The organism is Empedobacter sp. GD03865, assembly GCF_029840775.1.
Taxonomy (GTDB): domain Bacteria; phylum Bacteroidota; class Bacteroidia; order Flavobacteriales; family Weeksellaceae; genus Empedobacter; species Empedobacter falsenii_B.
Map to the genome: position 1 here is coordinate 45,177 of NZ_JAOCDF010000001.1, position 20,164 is coordinate 65,340.

Sequence of the window (20,164 nt, forward strand, 5' to 3'; positions counted from 1 at the left end):
AGTGATGTTAATTATAATTCAAAATCAATATAATTAATCCAAACTTGTACTTTATCCATATTTTTATTGAAATTTTCTTTCATAAAAGATGGATTGTAATCTACTTTTTGACTGTATATCAATTTATTATTAGCATAGACTTTTAATTTTTTGTTCAGATTAATCATTTCAGGAGAAATATATAATCGAAATGATTTTACAGAAGATGTTTCAATATCAAATCTATTTTTGGAATAATTTACTTTGATTAAACCTGATTCACGAGGAAAATTAAAAGCCATTTTATCCACATCTTTTATTTGTAGACTATCATTATCATCATATTCTAACCATTTAGTTATTTTGAAATTATAGTTTTTTTGCCACTCTTTTTTAGATGAAATTGTATCCAGTTTTGTGATTTCTATCCAATCAACTTTTCCGTATTTCACATCATCTGTTTCCCAAATTAATTTATTCGGAAATGGATTTCTTTTTCTATTCAACAAATCATCAAACAAAATTTTATACGCAGGCTCTGAACCATTAAATTCTGGAAACCAATGCGGATAACCATTGTATCGATAATCTTTATAATCAATATGTAATGATTGCATCAATGCAGTTAAATCATCATTAGCTTGTGGTGGAAAATAATAATCTAAATCAGTAGAGAAATTTATATAAGAACGATTCAATGCATTTTGAATAAATGTTCCTCCTGTTCTTACAATTGGCTGCGTATTAAAGCCATAAAAACCTGCAAAATAAGTTGGTTGTTTTACTAAATAATTAAACGAACCAGTTGCTCCATTAGAATGTCCCGTTAAAAACATTTTATTATCATCTACATTAATTGTTGATTTTATTTGTCGAACAATTTCTGGAACCATATAAAATCCTTTTTCTGTCATCCAATTATAACGTTTATCAGCTTTAGGAAAAACTAAAATAAAATCATTCTGATCCGCATATTTAGTATAAAATCTATTCCAACCTTTCAAATCTTCATCAGTAGAAAATTTTTCAAATTCACTGAAAAATACAGCTCCATGAAGGAAGATAAGCATAGGATATTTTCTTTCTGGGTTATAATTTTTAGGTAAATGAATAAAATAAGATGACTTTAAAGTATCATTAATTGGAAAGAAAATAGAATAATTTTGTTCTTTTTTCGGTAAATAAGATGAAGAATTTTTCAAACTTTTATAAAGTTTTTTCTTATCTTTAATCTCTAAATTTGTTGATTTCTTAATTCTAAAAAACTCATCATTTGTCAATTGAATACTGTCATAAAATCTTTTAGATTTTTTATTTGAGGTTACTTCTAAATTCTGCCAACGTTTATCATTTAATAGATTTTTGAATTTCACTTTCGAATCTTTATCTAAAATAAAATACCAACCTGGGTATAGTTTCGGATTTCTCTGAATTAACTTTTCTAAAAAATAAAATGTTTGATTTGCTTGACCAATTATGTTAGAAAGTTCAGCCGCATCATATAAATCAAAATTATTGATACTGTCTTTATGTAGATTGAATGCTTTTGTATAATAATCTAAAGCTAATTCCTTCTTGTCTTCTTCAACTAACTTTTCAGCTTTTGAAATTAAACTAGAATATGTTTCTTGACTAAAAATTTGTGTGGATAGAAATAAGATAAGTATAAAGATATAATTTTTCATGGGTTGAATTTTGTGTAAAAATACCATCAACACCCCTAATAAACTTGTAAAATTGGGACATTTTAATCTTTATAAAATCTCCAAAAAGTATCTTCCTCTCCTATTAATTCTCCATTTTTATAAAATTGATTGGGTGATTCAGAAACAAATTTTTTATACAAACGATTAAAATGAGATTGATCCGTAAAATTTAATTTATGCGCAATCGACGTAAATGTTTCATCAGGATTATGTAACAATTTCTCTTCAACCGTTTTTCTAAATAAAACGATTTCATGAAAATTTTTAATGGAAACTCCAATATTTTCTTTGAAAACCCTATTGATATGTTTTCGACTAAAACCTAAATAATCAGCAAGTTGATTAACTGTAAAATCATCATAATGTTTTAAAAATATAATCTATTGAATTTTCTATAATTACATTTTCAATTCTAGTTATTTTATTCAATAAAATAGGCTCAATTATTGAAATAAATTCTTCAGATTTTATGTAATTAAACAAATGATTACACTCTTCTTCATTGAAAAAATCTAAATCATCTATAATACTTGAGAAATCTATATTAATCAGAAATTGATTGATTCCAAAAGGTTTAAAAACAATTACAAAACGTTCAACAGAACCAATTTGTTGAATCTGTAAAACATCTGATCTTAATGGAGTAAAAATTTGAAGAGGAATTCCATTTTGTTTGTAAACAGAATTCCCGTTTATATATTGATGTGATTTGTAAACAGAAATCGTATTATTAAAATGTGGAAAACAATCATATACAGTTAATGTATTATCATGTTTAATATCAACATAATAATAATCAATATACTTTTTTAGTAGTTTGTTATTAGGTTTAAAAGTTCTGAACATTATTTTAAATAATCCCCTACATCAACAGCACATTATCTTCTAATTCTTGCTTCGAAATCTGAAAATGTTTATCAAATTCTTGTTCAAAAGATTCTAAATCCATTGTAATTTCCCAATCACCAAATTCATTTTCGAACAAATCAGTCATATGTTCTTTTAAATCATCTAATTTTTGTTGAATAAATTCATTTTGCTGAATATCTTCTGCATCTTTCTTATCTAATACAACTTGTTGATTAATTTTTCTAAGAATCAAAGTATTAATAAATTCTTCATGTGTATTCATAAAATCCTCAATCGTACCTGTAAATTGTGTCATTTTTAATATTTTTTCCTATCACTTTTCGAGAATAAATATAGAACTATTTTATTAACAAACAATTAAATTTAAGATTTCTATAAATGAGTTTTAACATAAGAATTAACGTCTACTAATTATTGAAATTGGTTGTTTTGAGATAAATTTGAATATATAAATATTGAAAAAATGGAAAACTTTAAACTATCAAACGGGATCGAAATTCCTGCAATTGGATTTGGAACATGGTTATTAGAAGGTGAAAAAGTTATAGAACCTCTAAAAATAGCATTAACAAAAGGATATACACATATTGACACGGCAGCAATCTACAAAAATGAAAAAGAAATTGGAACAGTTTTGAAAGCTGAAAATGTAGATCGTAGCAAATTATTCATTACATCTAAATGTTGGAATTCTGAGCGTGGATACGAAAAAGCAATGGCTGCATTTCAGCAAACATTAACGGATTTACAGACAGATTATTTGGATTTATATTTGATTCATTGGCCAGCAAATGAAACGCAATTTCCTGATAATTGGGCAGAATTGAATGCTGGAACTTGGCGAGCTTTTGAGGAAATTTACAAATCTGGAAAAGCAAAAGCGATTGGTGTAAGTAATTTCAATATCAATCATTTAGAAGCTTTATTTGAAACGGCTGAAATCAAACCAATGGTTAATCAAATTGAGATTCATCCAGGACATTCGCAACCAGAATTAGTCGATTTTTGTAGACAAAACGATTTGTTAGTTGAAGCATGGAGTCCACTAGGTTCGGGAAGAATTTTGGAGAACGAATTAATTGTTTCTTTGGCTGATAAATACAATGTTTCAGTTGGTCAGATTTGTATTAATTATTGTTTGGCGAAAGAAATTTTACCACTTCCTCGCTCCTCTTCAGAAAAAAATATTGAAGCAAATTTAACTTCAAATAATTTTAAATTGAGTGCAGAAGATGTAAAAGCGATAGATGAAATGCCAACTGATGGTTTTTCTGGATTGAATCCTTCAATGGTTGAATTTTAACAAGTTAAACAAATTCACTAAAATAAATTTTAAAAACCTCTGTTTTGCAGAGGTTTTTTCGTTTTAAATCTTCAAAAAATCAATACTTTTACTTTTTAAATGATAAAAAAAATTATTCGATATGAGCCAAAATCCTGAAAATCCATTCAAAACTTATTTTGATCAAACCCTTGAAAGATGTGGTTTTGATGAAGATTTGAAAGCTGGTATTTTATTTTTTTTAGGTGAAAGTATTATTGCTGCGAACACTAATCAATTGATGAATATGTTTGCGGAAGAAGAAAAGATTCAACAAGAATTTCGTCGTTTGTTTACGTTGTATGCTACGCCAAATGCTGACATCAATCCGTTTGAAGCTTTGGATACAGAACCAATAAAGCAAATTATTTATACATACAACGAAATTTATGTCAATGTAATTAGAAATAAATCATTTGATTTTGATAAAGTTATCAATGATAATTTAAAGTCTGAGTTTAAGTTAGATTTTATTAAAGAATTTGAAAATAAACAATATAAATTAGTTACAAATCATAACTTAAATACTTCTTTTTTCAAACAGATTGGAGCGTATCTTAATCAGTTTGAATTGAGTTATGAGGATATTTATTTGGCTGGAATTAATTATTATCAAACGAATCAGAAAGTAGATTTTGAAGGAATAAATGTATTGAATCTAAACATTATTGATAGTTTTTCGCCTTTGTACACAACATTGTTTCATTATCCATTATTGTACACATATTATCCAGCGAATCTGAACGCAAATCATTTGTTTAGTTCGATTTTGCAATTCCTTTATTTACATACCAACACGGATATTGCGAAACATATTCACGCTTTTCACAACCATATTTTCTATGAAAATAATCCAAGAAGAGTTCGTAAAGGTTGGGAATTCGAAGAATTGGAACGTGGCGTTTTGATTTCGCAAACTTTTCATAATGCGTTAAATATTCGTAAGTCTCCTATTTTCGGAACTCGTCCTGATTTTTTAGCTTCGAATAATTATTTATTAAATGAATTGAAAGATCAAAATATTCCGTTGGAGAATTTTAAGGCCTTGATGACCAAAACAATTGAAGAATATTACGAAGCAGATATTGAAGAAGTAGTTGCTGGAAAGCTAAATCATGCTGAATTTTTACAACTTTTAGCAATTATTTTCTACGAAACTTCTGCTAATGCAATGATTATTAAATCATGGAAAAACTAACAATTAATCAAGAAAATCGAATCAAATTAGAAGAACATTTTGGCGAAATTTTGCCAAGATTACCTTTTGAAATGGTTTCATTTTACGAATCGAGTAATTCGTGGGAAGGACAAATTGAATATAATTTGAATTTGAACACGGGAGAATTGACGTACAATACCATCGAAAATGTAAAACATCAAATCGAAATTTTGCCTGAAATGATGCAACGCATCGAAAGTGAAATTATCTTGATGTTAGAAAATTTATAAACTAATATTTTAAAATCTTTTTCTCGATACAAAATTCTTACAGAATTTCACTCGAAATGACGATTTTAATAAAAAGTAATATCATAAGTTAATTAAAATCTCACAAATGTGAGATTTTTTTTTTATCTATTCATCCAATCCATCCAACTATTAATCTGTGTTTTACTGATAAAAATAGCTTGTTCAGTTTCTGATTTTGGTTGAAGATGAATTTCAATTTTTTGACTTGAATGTTTTATTATTTCAGTAATTGCATCAATGTGAACAATAAACTTTCGATTGATTTTGAAGAAAATAGTCTCATCCAATTTATTTATAATATCCTTTATTGTGTCATCATAAATATAGGTTTGATCATCTTTCGTTTTTATAAAAAGATGTTTTCCCGAAGCAAAAAAATAAGCAATTTCGTGTTCTTCTACCGAACGTAATTTGTTACCATTCGTTACCAAAAAACGATGCATAATCTCGGACGGTGAATTTTCTAAAACAGCTATCGATTGTAATGTTGGTGAAATATCAAAACTTGTACGAATTGTTTTAAATTTTTGCAATGCAATATGCAACTCCTCTACTTCAAAGGGTTTCAGAATATAATCAATTGTAAAATGCTTGAAAACTTTCATCGCATATTCATCATAAGCAGTGATAAAAATAATTGGCGTTAGAATCTCAACTTCCTGAAAAATCTCGAAACTTTTCCCATCACCCAAATGAATATCCATGAAGATTAAATCAACCGAATTATCTCTAAAAAACTCCGTTGCTTGCTTTGTTGAGCGCAAAATTGTAATTGAAGAAATATCAACAATCGATTGCTCCTCTAACAGATTTTTTAGATAAGTAACCGCCAATAATTCGTCCTCTACAATTGCAATTTTCATGAATGCAAAAGTATAAAAAAACCGTCTAAATGATGAATAAAGACGGTCTAAAAATGTTATAAATGAGGATTATTGAGCTTAGCTGCTTGTGGAATTTCTATTGTATAACGAACATCATTTTCTTGTAAAATATACTCTTTACCTGAAATTTGATGTATAATTTGTTTTTGATTTGCTCGACGTAAATCGTACCAACGTTGTCCTTCTAACGCAAATTCTCTAAAACGTTCATCTAAAATAAACTTCATCAATTCAGTAGAATTCATCGCAGAAATTTCTGTTTGTAATTTTGCAAAACCAGTTGCTGTATAACGATTTTGTAAAACTGAAAATAAAGTTGCTTTTGCTTGATCTAACTTATTTAATTTCAAATATGATTCAGCTTTGATAAAATATAATTCAGCTACGCGGAAAGACGTTTTGAACTCTGAATTTCCACCTTTGATAACTTTATATTTTGATCCACTTTTCTCAAAATAAAGCGGAAAACGTAGATCATTTTCTGTATCATAACTACTTAACAATTCTGGTGAAGCATATGACATATACTGAATTGCAGGATTCAATGTATTGTCTAAAGCTAAAATAGATTCGGCAGATGTATAATGATTTGGAACTTGTTTTGTTGTGTTCAGATTCACTAAATCACCTTTGATTTTTAATGTAGAATCAGAAAAATCAATTGCTTTTTGCCATTCATTTTTATACAAAGCGATTCTTGCTTCTAAAGCATTTAAAGCTGCATTTGAGAATCTATAATTTAATCCAGCTAACTGCGAATCCATTTTCATCAATTTAGTAGCTTCTTCTAAATCAGACTCAATATGATTATAAACTTCTTGAACAGATGATGGCTTAAGCGTTGCTTCTAAATCTACTTTTAAATTTAGAGGAACTCCTTTGTCTGTACTTGCTGTTGCTGAATTATATGGTTTTCCGTATAAATTCACCAAATCAAAATACGCATACGCACGTAACGCATAAGCTTCTGCTAATAATTGATCTTTTTCAGCAGAATTTTCCATTGTTTTTGGCCCTTCGTTGATGATTTGATTGGCATAAAAAATCACCGTATAAAAACTAACCCAAGGAAATTGAATTGATATTTGATCTGGATTTGTATCCTTCCATTGTGCAATTTCTCGGTACGAAATAAAGTCATTTGAATATTCATTCAATGTAACCTCATCGGTGCGTAAAGCTGTCAAAGACTTGTGTGTTGGATATTTTGAATAAGCATTCGTTAAAACCATACGGTAATCTTCTACCGTTTTTGGAATCACTTTTCCATCTGGTTCAATATCCAAATAATTGTCACAACTAACTACTGTAAAGCTAACAGCAACTATGCTTAATAATAAAAATATTTTTTTCATTTGATTTAAAATTTAGAAAGAAACATTAAGGCCTACTGTTACAGATTTAGCAATTGGTTGTGCATAAATATTTCCGTAAGTTTCTGGATCAAAATAACCTTTGTATCCATTACTAAATACAAATAAATTACGTCCTTCTAAGCTAAAACGAGCGCTTTTGAAACCGACAACCTCAACATATTTATTTGGTAAAGTATAACCTACACGAATACTACTGATTCGCATATAACTAATTTCTTTCGCCCAAATGTCTAATAAATTGTACGCGTTTGCATTGTTTCCTGCAAACCATTTATTCGCCATCCAACTATCGTTATCTCCTTTAATTGGGCTTGTAATTCCTGGAAGTGTAGAACCTGCCTCGAAAATATCTTGCGTATAATTACGACCTGGATCCAATTCCATTCCACGATAAGAAGGTGTTTTCATCACCGTTTGTTTTAAATTGAATGCTGCAGAAATCGTTAAATCAAAATTGTGAATTTTGAAATTATTGATAATACCTCCTGTAAATTTAGGATCGCGATCTCCGATATAAGTAAATGATTTACGTTTTTCTTCGCTTGTTAATTTAGAATCCACAATTTCTCCTGGTAAAAAATCTTCATATAAGTCATATAAAGCAAAGAATTCTTTTGCAGAAACTTTTTCATCTCCTTTCCAAAACATTGGATTTCCGTGTTCATCAAATCCAGCTGTTTTTAAAGCAAAAATTGCATTTACAGGTAAACCTTCTCGAGATGGAATTAAACTATTTTCACGTTGTTGCTCTTTAAGAACTTTACTTTTGTTGTGCGCAAAATTAATTGTTGTCGACCATTTAAAGTTTTTCTTATCAATGTTGCGTGTTGTTAAAGCAATCTCAAAACCTTTGTTTGTCAATTCTCCCCAATTCACCATTGTATATTCAAAACCTGTTTCTAATGGTGTTTCGCGCATACTAATCATATCTGTTCCTTTACGATTATACACATCAACAGCAAGGTTGATACGATTTTTGAAAAGACCTAAATCTAACCCAACATTTGTATTCGTTGTTTTTTCCCAACGTAACAAATCATTCGGTAAATTAATCGCATTGATAATATCTTCTTTATTACCTGGTAAAATTGTTGCATCATTATATTCACCAATAAAGAAAGGTGAAGTATTACGATCAATATTTCCTTGTAAACCATAAGAAGCACGTAAACGAAGATTCGAAATAAAATCGATGTTCTCCATAAACGATTCTTTTGAAACTAACCAAGAAGCAGAAACTGCCCAAATTGGTAAGTATTTATATTTTTTATTAACACCGAATAAATTTGTTCCATCATAACGAACACTACCAAAAATTGTATATTTTCTGTCTAATGTATACGAAGCCGTTGCAAATGTAGATACATAAGCATTTTCTTCAGTCGGCATTTCTCTGTACGTTTCGTAACGTTTTTCTGCTGCAAAACTTGAATTTGGGAAAACGATTGGCGTTCCTGTTTTAGTTATTTTATTGTAACCAAAAGCACGTGTTAAAGTCGTTTCGTTTTGTGTATGACGAATTTCTGTTCCAGCCATCAAGTCAATTTCGTGACGATTGTTAATCGTTGTACTATATGTACCTTGAAGCTTCCAGTTATATTGAAAAAATTCGTTGTCCCAATTTTGTTTAACTCCTCCGTCTGGTAAGAAATACAAATATTGTCCAGATTTATAATAACGCGTTCCTTCTTTCATTTTACGCGTAAAATAAGTTTCTTGTTCTGCGTATTTTCTGTTTTGTTACTATCGTACTGAATTCCGAATTGAGATGTTAATTTTAAACCTTTTGCCAATTGATAATTAAGATCAATAATACCTTTTAACGAACGGTTTTTTAATGTATAATTTGTATTTTCTCTTTCTTCGATAAAATTAAATGGAACAGAACGATCTTCAAATCCATCAATATCGTTGTCATAACGATAAGAACCATCTGCATTAAATGGAGATAAATATGGATTCGCATTTCGTGAATAATTAATTGGATTGATAGACGCATCTGCATCTGTTACAAAAGATTTTTTATCACTTGAAGTTGCAAAAATAGAAATCCCTACATCTAATTTATCGTTAAGTTTATAATTGTTTTTTAAAGTAAGATTATAACGTTCAAAACCAGTTCCGATCGTAGTTCCTTGCTCATCATAATATCCTAATGAGAAGTAATAATCAGAACGATCATTTCCTCCAGAAATACTTAAACCATATTGTGTATTAATTGCATTACGATACAATAATTTTCCCCAATCGGTTGTGTTATTTCGTAAAGAATTAATTTGATTTTGCGTGATAAGATCTAAAGAATTAAAACCTCCATTTCGTAAAGCATTTAATTGACCATTCTTTTGCAAAATTCGCATTACTTCGCCTTTATCAGTACGATACGTTAAATCATCGCGACTAGCAAGCATTAATTCAAGATCAACTTTCTGAGAAGCATTTAGTAAATTTAAACGACCAAAATCTGGACGAGCTGTTACAAATGTATTCGCAGAAAAATTAACCGTCATAGCGCCTTTTTTACCGCGTTTTGTTGTAATCGAAATTACACCATTTGCAGCTCTTGCACCATAAATAGCTGTTGCAGCAGCATCTTTAAGGATTGTAATATCTTCGATATCGTTTGGATTTAATCCAGCGATAGAAAAGTTTTGCAATTGATCGATGTTATCTTTATCGTTAAAGTTTGGCACATCATTTCCTTCTAATGGTAAACCATCAATCACCCATAACGGATCTTGTGGACCAGAAAGAGAAGCCGTACCACGAATTCTAATTTTACTTGGTGAACCAGGCGAACCAGTTTCTGTAGAAACAGCTACACCAGCAATTTGTCCGCTTAACAATTGATCAACACTAGCAACACCAGCTTGTTGAATATCATCCATTTTTACAGTTGATACTGCCGATGTTAGTTTCCGTTTTTCAATTTTTTGATAACCTGTAACAACAACTTCTTTTAAATCATTATTTTCTGGAAGAACTTCACCTAAAGTTGATTTTAAGCTTACATGATATGTTGATAAATCTGTAGAAAGTTCAACTAATTTAGAATCGTAACCTAAATAACTAATTAATACAGATTTTGTACCTGCAGGTACTTCTAATGAAAAGAAACCATCTTCATCTGTAACAGTACCAACCGTTACACTTTCTATAATTCCTTTTTGATCTGTTTTTGTCGAAATTGATTGAGCTTCAATTTTAACAGACGCACCAGCAATTCCAACCAACGATTTTTCGTCTTGAACCGAACCTGTAATCACTCTCTTTTCTTGAGAAAACGCAATACTTGCCGCAAAAAGTGGCAAAAGAATGAGTGTCTTTTTCATTTCTATATCTTACTTTAAAGCTTCTTTAATACGAATAATTAAATCAGCATAATGCGCTTTTGTAGACGCATCTCCATTATTCTTTTTCTTGTTTAACAAAGTCAACACACGTTGCAATTCTGCTCTTTTATAGGTTGTCACTTCCGACACCCTTTTCATAGAAGAATAGTTAATGTTACGCGCCATTTTTTCTTCGTCTAAATAATTACAGATAGTTGGTACTTGTAGGTTTTGGTCAATTGTAAGTCCTGCTACAGTTGTTTTTTCAAATAATTTGTTTGTTGAAACGATTAAGGCATCAACGTAATTTTTTTGAGTCATTTTTTCAAGAATAGTTAAGTTTGATTTTTTATCAAAAGCTGCACTTCTTACTTGATCAAATAAATTTTCAACTGTATAAATTTTTTCATTAGATTTTAATTCTTGGTGTTTCAATTCATTTTCTAACATGCGCAATAAGCGATCGTCAGTAAATAAATTATAAATCAATCCATATTGCATTTCTCTCGCTAATGTATACGGCGTTTGCTCGTAAGGTCCCATTGGCGAATTTTTGATTGCATACGTTTTATCTAAAATATCATTAAAGAATAACCATTTTGGTAATTGAATCACATTTTCGTTTAAATAATTAACTGCTTTACGTTGCATATCTGCAGGAACTGGTTCGTATGCTTTTTTATCAATTCCGAAATAAGTGTTGTTTAAATAAATCCCACCAACATTTGCTAAAACATGATTAGAATATAAATCCCACTGCCCTATTGTTTGGTAATAAAGTTTCCCTGTGTTGATATAGCTTTTTCCATCTTCGTACGTCCATTTCAAGATATTTTCTGAAACACGTTTTAGATTTTTCATTCCATATTCACTTGCCAAAACAGCATCATCACCTAAATCTTCTGATTGAGAACGCGGATCAATTGTACTTAAATAGCTTTGTTGTTCACCATAAAAATACATTGGATCATCTTCGTGCTTTTCAATCATTTTACGAAGCGATGCTTTTTCTGTTTCTTGATTTGGAAACCAACGATATCCCCATTCGATTGCATATTTATCATACAAACCGATTTTTGGCGTAATTGCTGTAACACCATCTTCTGGCTGTGCCACATAATTATAACGCGCATAATCCATAATAGACGGTGCAGTTCCACCCATTTTATCTGTAAATTCTTTCGAACGTAAAGATTCTACTGGATAAGAAAAAGAAGCGCCCATATTATGTTTCAGACCAAATGTATGTCCTACTTCATGAGAAGACACAAAACGAATTGCTTCTCCCATATGTTCATCACTAAATTTATTTCCTCTTGCTTTTGGATCAATTGGACCTGTTTGAATACGCATCCAATCATGCAAAGAAGTCATTACATTGTGCCACCAAATAATATCCGCCTCTAAAATTTCACCACTACGCGGATCAACCACAGAAGGTCCCATTGCATTTGACTTTGGTGAAGCTGCATACGTAATTACTGAGTAACGTACATCATCAATATCAAAATCTTTGTCATCAGCAGTTGGTTCTTTTGCTATAATCGCATTTTTGAAACCAGCTTGCTCAAAAGCAACTTGCCAATCATGTACACCAGCAATAATTTTTTGACGCCATTGTTTTGGTGTCGAAGGATCGATGTAATAAATAATTGGTTTCTTAGGTTCTACTAATTCACCTTTTAGATATTTTTCCTTATCCTCGTCTTTTGGTTCCAAACGCCATTTTGTAATAAAGCGTTGATCTTCCATTTTGTGTTGAGCATCATTAAAAAACCAATGTTTTTCTGTGAAATATCCCACACGATTATCTGCTAACCTAGGTTGCATAGGAGTTGTCGAAAGTAAAACAATATTACTTGTAACACCTAAGGTAACGGCCAAATCTACCCCTCCTTCATTTACACTTGTCGTTAACTGAGACTTAACCACAATGTTTTCTGGAAACGTTTTCACATTTTCCACATACGATAGATTTGCCTTTACCGAACCTCCTAAACCTATGTTCGTTAATACATCATTAAAACTTTTTTGATTTCCATCAAAAATTTTGTTCACTTTAATCGCAACAGCTGTCGAATCGTTATTTTGAGCTTCTATATCAAAAACCTCAATAATCGATTCTGAGAAATTATCCTTTACAGAAGCTGTGATTGCGTCATTTTTAGGCGAAGAAACTTGTGGAACAATTGTTTTTACCCACACTTTTTTAGCTACTTTATCATGATAAAAAGAAATCACTTTGTTTTCGTAATTCATTCCTTTGTTCAAGCCCGCTTCGTTAACTTCCATTGGAACTTGAGACAATTTATTCACAACCAAAAATTGGCGTCCAAATAAACTATCTGGAATTTCGAAATAGATATCAGTTTTTACTTGAATGGTATTAAACAAACCTTTCTTGTAGCTTCCTTTCTTGATTAATTCATCTATTTTTTTAACTTTCGTTACAGTAGAATCCTTTTTCTCTGTTTTATCTTTTTCAGCTTTTTTATCCTCTTTCTTTTGTCCATAAACAACAGCCGAAGACATTGCCAAACCAAGATATAGTGCTAATTTATAATTCTTTCTTTCCTTATTATGACTCATTCGAACATTAAATTATCATTAATTATGGCATAAACTTAAGCGCAGTTTTCTTATAATAATAGTTTTTTGGAGTGAGTGGTTAGTTTTTTGGAGTGAATGGATATTTTGGTTCGATATAGGGTAAAAAACAAATAAATCCTTCATTTTCTACTTTTGTTGAGAAATTATCAACTTGATAAAAATGATAGATTTTTTGTAAATAGTTTAAACCAAATTTCTCATTTTCTGTTGCTTTATTTTTTTTCTGAAAAGTATTTTTGACAATAATCAAATCAGATTTTACAACAATATTTATCGTCAAAGGTTGATCAATTGTAGCAATATTATGTTTTATGGAGTTTTCTACAACAATCTGTAATGCTAAATATGGAATGTTTTTTTCTAAGCTTTTCGAATCTTCAATTTGTAAATCAAAAATCAATTCTTCCGAAAATCTACTTTTATGCAAATCCATATATTGCGCAATAAAATCTAATTCCTTTTTTACAAGCACTACATTCTCTTTTGGCGGAACAATAAGATATCGGTAAATTTTAGAAAGATTCATCGTGAATTTCTGCGCATTCTCTTTGTTCAAACCAATTAACATGTAAAGTGAATTCAACGAATTGAATAAAAAATGTGGATTAATTTGATTCTTTAATTGTTGTAATTGTGTTAGAGTATTCGCGTTTTTAATCTTTTCATTTTCAATTAATAATCTATTTTTTTCTTCAATTATAGATGCTTTTTCTTTATATGTTTTTGATGTTATTTTATTGAATAACAAAAAGATAATTATAATTAAAAAAACAGTCCCTAAGAAAATAAAACCTATATAAAATTTAGTTCGTTCTACATTTTCATCAATGATATAACTCAAATGATTCACGACAATATATCCATCAAAATTTTTGGTGTGTAAAGGTTTTATATAACGCTTAATATCCGTATCTTTTATAAATTCGGACGAAGCATCATTCAACGTATACAAATCTTGTGAAAAATTAGAATTAATTGTACTAGTTATCGTATCGTTTGGCTGGATATCTGTAAAATCGAAAACATTTTTCCCAATAAATTTTTCATCAGGATGCGTAATACAAATTCCATCTTTATTGAAAACATACATATAATTGGACGAAGTTGCATCAACTGTCGTAAAAAAATTATACAAATCAAACAGATTAATCGTCGAACCGTAATACATATTTTGTCCATTAGACAACTTAATAGAATCGTAATTTACCCAATACAACGTGTCTTTATAATCCAATAAAAAATTATCAATCTGTTGATTTTTTGTAGTATATATCGATTGAAATTCTTTAATATTTGGTTGATTGATAGCTTTTGAAAGGATTGATTCATCAGGAAAATAATTTGTTTCTGGAGAATGAATAGAAAACCAATCATGGCGAATTAACTTTCGATTTGAATTTAATTCATTCAAAACCAAAAAATGATCTGCTACATTTTTTTCATTTGTCTTTTTAACAACTTTTTTTAAAACTTCTTGATATTCTTCGATGTTTTTAAACTCAAATTCAACTGCTTCATATTTCCTCAAAAAACTTTTTTTGACAAACTCATCATTATTTTTTTGACTTTCTTTATTAATTAAAAAACTCAATATAACAAGAGCAAAAACAGCAATAACACTTACAATAAGCGCTATAACATAAATGGATTTATTGGATAAATGGACTTGAAATCGAAAAGACAAACTAATTTTTTTGCAAAACTAAGGGAAGCTTTTTAATCTAAAAAATTAGAGAACATTTATCATAAAATGATAATTTTCAAACAATTGACAATATTATATAAACTAAAATCTCCCAAAAGGGAGATTTTTTTATCTTTTTAATCTTATAAGCGTCATTTAGAACTTAACATTAAAACAATTCGATTAAAGCTTGACGAATCGTATCATAAATATAATTTAGATCATCAGTCGAAATACAATAAGGAGGAACTAAATAAATAATATTCCCTAAAGGACGCAATAATATACCTTTCTCTAAAAAGTAAGGATATAGCTTTTCGTGTATATCACTAAAATAAGATGTTTCTTCATTTGTATTCCATTCCAACGCCAAAATAGTGCCGCATTGTCTTATCACTTTTACTTTAGGATGATCTTGAATAGACACAACAAAATGTTGATGTTGATGTACAATATTTGCTATTTGCTGTTGTATAGAAGTCTGTAATAACAAATCAAGACTTGCTAACGCAGCGGTACACGCTAATGGACTTGCCGTAAAAGAATGCCCGTGAAATAACGTCTTATTCAAATCATCAGCATAAAAGGCTTGGTAAATTCTATCTGTACAAGTTGTAACGCCCAAAGGCAAAGTACCACCTGTTAAACCTTTCGAAAAACACATAATATCTGGAACTTCTGTCAAATGATTTACTGCAAATAATTTACCTGTACGACCAAATCCTACAAAAATCTCATCTTGAATCATTAAAATATGATATGCTCTACAGCAACTCATCAATTGATCTAAATATTCAGCCTCATGCATCAACATCCCCGAAGCTCCTTGAACCAAAGGTTCGTAAATAAAACACGCTACTTTAGTTGCAACTTCTTTTATTTGCGATTTAATCGCTTCTATATTTTCTGCATTCGGCGTATCAATAAATATAACATCAAAAAGCTTTTCACTAAAAGGTTCTGTCCAAATTCCTCTTCCACTTACAGACATCGCGCCAAAAGTATCACCATGATAGGCATTTTTGAACGCTAAAATCACAGGTCTATCTTCTTTTTTATTGAAATGATATTGTAAACACATTTTTAATGCTACCTCAATCGCTGTTGATCCATTGTCGCTATAAAATGCTTTCTTTTGATTTTGAGGTAAAAGAGCCAACAAACGTTCAGACAATTCAATTGCAGGTCGATGCGTAAATCCTGCAAAAATAACATGTTCCAAAGTTGTTAGCTGTTCGTGCATTTTTTGTGCAATATACGGATGCGCATGTCCATGCAGCGTTACCCACCACGATGAAACAGCGTCAATATATTGTTTGTTATTTTCATCGTAAATATAACTTCCTTCTCCTCTTACAATTGGAATAATATTATTGGCTTTTTTCATCTGCGTATAAGGATGCCAATTCACCAACTGATCGCGTTCTTTTAATGTGTACATGTCTGAGTTGTTTCTTGTTTAACCATTGGTATTAAACCTAAATTTTCAAACATTTTCATATCCTCTGTTACCCCAGGATTAGGCGTTACCAGTAAGGTTTCACGCTCTCCTGTAAAAATCGAATTCGCTCCAGCCATAAAACACCAAGCTTGTTCAACTTCTGTCATTTCTATTCGACCAGCACTTAAACGCACAATCGAAGAAGGCATCACAATACGAGCTGTAGCAATCATACGAACCATATCCCAAATATCTACTTTCGGATTATTTTCTAAAGGTGTTCCTTTTACTCTTGCTAAAGCATTTACAGGTACAGATTCTGGATGTTTTGACATTGTTGCCAAAGTTAATAGCATAGAAATTCGATCTTGATGCGTTTCTCCTAAGCCAATAATTCCACCCGAACAAACTGTAATCCCAGCCTTTCGCACATTTTGTATCGTATTGATTCGATTATCAAATTTACGAGTAGAAATAATCTCATCGTAATAAGCTTCGGAAGTATCTAAATTATGATTATAAGCATGTAAACCTGCTTCTTGCAAACGAATTGCCTGCTCTTCTGTCAACATTCCTAATGTACAACACACTTCTAATCCCAATTCATTTACACCTTTAACCATTTGGATTATTCGATCAAAATCTCGATTATTTCGTACTTCTCGCCAAGCAGCTGCCATGCAAAAACGTGATGAGCCCGCTTCTTTTGCTTTCTTTGCATGTGCTAATACTGTTGCAGTTGGCAACAAAGCTTCTACTTTAATATCGGTATGATAACGCGCTGCTTGTCCGCAATATGAGCAATCTTCGGGACAACCACCTGTTTTTACAGATAACAAGGTGCATACTTGTACTTCTCTTGCATTGTGCCATTCTCGATGTTTTTTGGATGCGTGATATACTAAATCTAATAATGGTTGATGATAGATTTTTTCGATTTCTTCTTTCGTCCAATCATGGCGTGTTTCGTTTGATACTTTCATTGTATTTTAAATATTAAATTGATGCTTAATTGTTTCTGCTATATTTCTCACTTCGCTTGAATTTATTGAATTGAGTTTTGGTATAATGATGATAGAAATATCCGGAGACAAATGATTTTTTATAACACGAGAAGTGTCTTCATCAAACTCTCCATTAAACACAAAATATTCGATAGCGATATTTCTTAATTTCAGTATTTCAATCGTTAATAATGTATGATTAATACAACCCAAATAATTCGTTGCAACCATAACTACTGGAAGATTAAACTGCTGAATAAGATCAATCATAAAATCTTCTTCATTAATAGGAACAAATAATCCTCCTGCTCCTTCAACAATAAGAGAATTGGTTGTTTTGGGAAATTCAAAATCATTTAAATTGATTTCAATTGCTTCTTCCTTTGCAGATTGATGTGGCGAAGCGGCTTTTTGCAAACAATAACGTTCTTGATGAATTTTCAGTTCTGGAGAAGTTAACGATTTTACCAACAAACTATCTGATGAATCTAAATCTCCCGATTGTATTGGTTTCCAATAATCAGCTTGTAAAGCTTCAGTTAATATTGCTGAAACCATCGTTTTCCCAACTCCTGTTCCTATTCCTGTAACAAATAATTGTTTAGACATTTTCTTTTATCTTTTCTATTAATTGATTAATTTCTTCTTGTGTGTTAAAAGCATGCAAACAGATTCTTAAGCGCTCTCCTCCTTCTACTACTGTAGGTGGAAAAACTGCAAAAGTGTTTATTTCAACCTCTTCTAATTGATTTTGGATTTTGGTTAATTGACTCCTAGACTCAAACTTTAGAATTTGAATTGGACTATTTTTATTTGAAGAACTCGTTAAGCCACTATTTCTAAAATGTGAGATATTATATTGTAAACTTTCTTGAAGCGATTTATTTTCTTTGATAAACTGATAACCTTTTCGTAAACCTGTCACATGAAAATCAGCAATAGCTGTGGTGTAAATAAAAGGTGAAGCATAATTAATGAGATAATCAATCACTAACTGATTAGCTAAAATCGTGGCACCGCTCATTCCCATCGCTTTTCCATAAGTTACAACCGTTGCAAACACTTTGCATTGTAAACCGAATTGATGAACCAATCCGTAACCAAAAACACCAAAAGCATGAGCTTCATCTACCACTAATGCTGCATTGTATTTATTGGCTAATTCAACCAGTTCAATTAATGGAGCACAATCACCATCCATCGAATACAAACTTTCTACCGCGATAAAACAACGCTCTTTTACTCTTTGCAATAGTTTCTCTAAATGATCTAAATCGTTATGTTTAAACTTTGTTTTTTTTGCGTTGGATAATTTAATCCCGTCATGTACTGATCGATGTATATTTTCATCAACTAAAACAATATCATGTCGAGTTAAAAGTGCAGAAAAAAGTGCTAAATTGGCATTATATCCAGATGAAAAAAGTAATGCAGCTTCCACTTTATGTTCATTTGCTATTATCTGTTCCGTTTCTCTTAGGTAATTGGAATTCCCACTAATCAAACGTGCTCCAGTAGAACCATAAAGTAAAGATGGTTGTGCTATAAACTCATTTAAAATCTGCTGATGTAAGATTTCATTTTTAGCTAATCCCAAATAATCATTACTATAAAAATCAATTCCAGAAGAACGAACTTTTAATGTTCTTTTAATTCCTTTTTGTTCTCTTTCGAATAGAGATAATTGCAATGAATTAAAAAATTTCGACATTATTCAATTCATTTTCAATTGCAGAAATCCAATTCATAAATAACACTTCTTCTAGTTGTTTCACTTGATTTGCATAGATATTCCATTCACTATGAAATTCTTTTAATTGTGAAATCATTTCTTCAAGATGACCTTCTTCTTCAACAATAATAGATTTTACCATCACTTTTTGTTGATGCGCCGTCAAAATATCTTGATATATTGGATACAATTCATCTGCCCTCACTTCTATAGCGTAAGTCACAAACAAATAAGCTGCGTATTTTAAATCTTCCCCATCAAGATTAAATTCTTTCTTCAATAAACGACAAACCTGAATATCTAATTGATGTAAATAATACATTGTTGCTTTTGGTGCTAAAAGATAAATAGGCTCATAATTGACACAAGCATCTGGAATTAATTTTATAATTTGCTTTTTCAAATAATAAGCATGGCGATGTTCCTCAGCTGCATGTTTCAATTGGATAAGATTGACAAAAGTTTTGTGTTCACATGCCGAAATTTTTCTTGCTCCTGCATTTTCCATATACGAAAGTGTATTAAGCCACTTTACATGTAATTTTGGTTCTAAAACAATATGATTTAATAATTTTTTCAATTGATTTTATTTTTGACCAAAATTATAAGTCCAACGGATCATATATACACTCCACTTTTATAATAAATAATAGTCCGGTTATATTAAACCTATTTTAGAATCTCTGCAAAAAGTTTTAAATCATCACTATAAAGAAGTTGAATGATGAAAACTATTATTACAGAAAAATTCATTA

General features: G+C 30.4%; 16 protein-coding genes and 1 pseudogene. 3 read left to right on the forward strand and 14 right to left on the reverse strand.

The window, feature by feature from the left end; all coding sequences use genetic code 11:
* Positions 1-11: 11 nt before the first annotated feature.
* The 4 genes from N5D46_RS00275 to N5D46_RS00290 form a co-directional block, all read right to left on the reverse strand.
* A complete protein-coding gene (locus N5D46_RS00275; protein WP_125349514.1) occupies positions 12-1,664 on the reverse strand; it encodes an alpha/beta hydrolase-fold protein in 1,653 nt (550 codons plus the stop codon).
* Between the two features lie 62 nt (positions 1,665-1,726).
* On the reverse strand, positions 1,727-2,065 hold the full coding sequence (locus N5D46_RS00280) for a helix-turn-helix domain-containing protein (protein WP_125349513.1): 339 nt from the start codon (positions 2,063-2,065) through the stop codon (positions 1,727-1,729).
* Positions 2,043-2,531 carry a hypothetical protein gene (locus N5D46_RS00285; protein ID WP_125349512.1) on the reverse strand — a complete coding sequence of 163 codons (489 nt, stop codon included), beginning with the start codon at positions 2,529-2,531 and terminating at the stop codon, positions 2,043-2,045. Before N5D46_RS00285 ends, N5D46_RS00280 begins: the two co-directional genes overlap by 23 nt.
* 16 nt (positions 2,532-2,547) lie before the next feature.
* Positions 2,548-2,850 (reverse strand): hypothetical protein, encoded by a 303-nt coding sequence (locus N5D46_RS00290; RefSeq protein ID WP_125349511.1) that lies wholly within the window; start codon positions 2,848-2,850, stop codon positions 2,548-2,550.
* Positions 2,851-3,018: 168 nt separating this feature from the next.
* Here N5D46_RS00290 and N5D46_RS00295 point away from each other — a divergent pair, with 168 nt between their 5' ends.
* The 3 genes from N5D46_RS00295 (at position 3,019) to N5D46_RS00305 (ending at position 5,325) form a co-directional block, all read left to right on the forward strand.
* A complete protein-coding gene (locus tag N5D46_RS00295; RefSeq protein ID WP_280048885.1) occupies positions 3,019-3,858 on the forward strand; it encodes an aldo/keto reductase in 840 nt (279 codons plus the stop codon).
* A gap of 121 nt (positions 3,859-3,979) precedes the next feature.
* Positions 3,980-5,074 carry a hypothetical protein gene (locus N5D46_RS00300; protein ID WP_280048886.1) on the forward strand — a complete coding sequence of 365 codons (1,095 nt, stop codon included), beginning with the start codon at positions 3,980-3,982 and terminating at the stop codon, positions 5,072-5,074.
* A complete protein-coding gene (locus tag N5D46_RS00305) occupies positions 5,062-5,325 on the forward strand; it encodes a hypothetical protein (protein ID WP_125349508.1) in 264 nt (87 codons plus the stop codon). Before N5D46_RS00300 ends, N5D46_RS00305 begins: the two co-directional genes overlap by 13 nt.
* Positions 5,326-5,447: 122 nt before the next feature.
* Here the strand turns inward: N5D46_RS00305 and N5D46_RS00310 are convergent, their stop codons facing one another.
* From N5D46_RS00310 to N5D46_RS00355, 10 genes and pseudogenes are all read right to left on the reverse strand, one after another.
* Positions 5,448-6,209, reverse strand: a complete 762-nt coding sequence (locus tag N5D46_RS00310) for a LytTR family DNA-binding domain-containing protein (RefSeq protein WP_280048887.1) — start codon at positions 6,207-6,209, stop codon at positions 5,448-5,450.
* A 56-nt stretch (positions 6,210-6,265) separates the two neighbouring features.
* Positions 6,266-7,585 (reverse strand): RagB/SusD family nutrient uptake outer membrane protein, encoded by a 1,320-nt coding sequence (locus N5D46_RS00315; RefSeq protein ID WP_219035281.1) that lies wholly within the window; start codon positions 7,583-7,585, stop codon positions 6,266-6,268.
* A 12-nt stretch (positions 7,586-7,597) separates the two neighbouring features.
* Positions 7,598-10,938 (reverse strand): annotated as a pseudogene (locus tag N5D46_RS00320) (SusC/RagA family TonB-linked outer membrane protein).
* Positions 10,939-10,947: 9 nt separating this feature from the next.
* Entirely contained in the window at positions 10,948-13,470 is a 2,523-nt protein-coding gene (locus N5D46_RS00325; RefSeq protein ID WP_052217814.1) for a zinc-dependent metalloprotease, read from the reverse strand.
* A gap of 136 nt (positions 13,471-13,606) precedes the next feature.
* Positions 13,607-15,076, reverse strand: coding sequence for a histidine kinase (locus N5D46_RS00330; protein ID WP_280048888.1), 1,470 nt, complete (start codon positions 15,074-15,076; stop codon positions 13,607-13,609).
* Between the two features lie 325 nt (positions 15,077-15,401).
* A complete protein-coding gene (bioA, locus tag N5D46_RS00335) occupies positions 15,402-16,673 on the reverse strand; it encodes an adenosylmethionine--8-amino-7-oxononanoate transaminase (RefSeq protein WP_125349503.1) in 1,272 nt (423 codons plus the stop codon).
* The gene (gene bioB / locus N5D46_RS00340) at positions 16,661-17,656 is read right to left on the reverse strand and encodes a biotin synthase BioB (RefSeq protein ID WP_125349502.1); all 996 of its coding nucleotides are present in this window, start codon (positions 17,654-17,656) and stop codon (positions 16,661-16,663) included. The genes bioA and bioB overlap by 13 nt, the downstream gene beginning before the upstream one ends.
* 6 nt (positions 17,657-17,662) lie before the next feature.
* Entirely contained in the window at positions 17,663-18,286 is a 624-nt protein-coding gene (gene bioD, locus N5D46_RS00345) for a dethiobiotin synthase (protein ID WP_125349501.1), read from the reverse strand.
* The gene (locus N5D46_RS00350) at positions 18,279-19,388 is read right to left on the reverse strand and encodes a pyridoxal phosphate-dependent aminotransferase family protein (protein ID WP_125349500.1); all 1,110 of its coding nucleotides are present in this window, start codon (positions 19,386-19,388) and stop codon (positions 18,279-18,281) included. The genes bioD and N5D46_RS00350 overlap by 8 nt, the downstream gene beginning before the upstream one ends.
* The gene (locus N5D46_RS00355; RefSeq protein WP_125349499.1) at positions 19,372-19,989 is read right to left on the reverse strand and encodes a hypothetical protein; all 618 of its coding nucleotides are present in this window, start codon (positions 19,987-19,989) and stop codon (positions 19,372-19,374) included. The genes N5D46_RS00350 and N5D46_RS00355 overlap by 17 nt, the downstream gene beginning before the upstream one ends.
* Positions 19,990-20,164 lie beyond the last annotated feature (175 nt).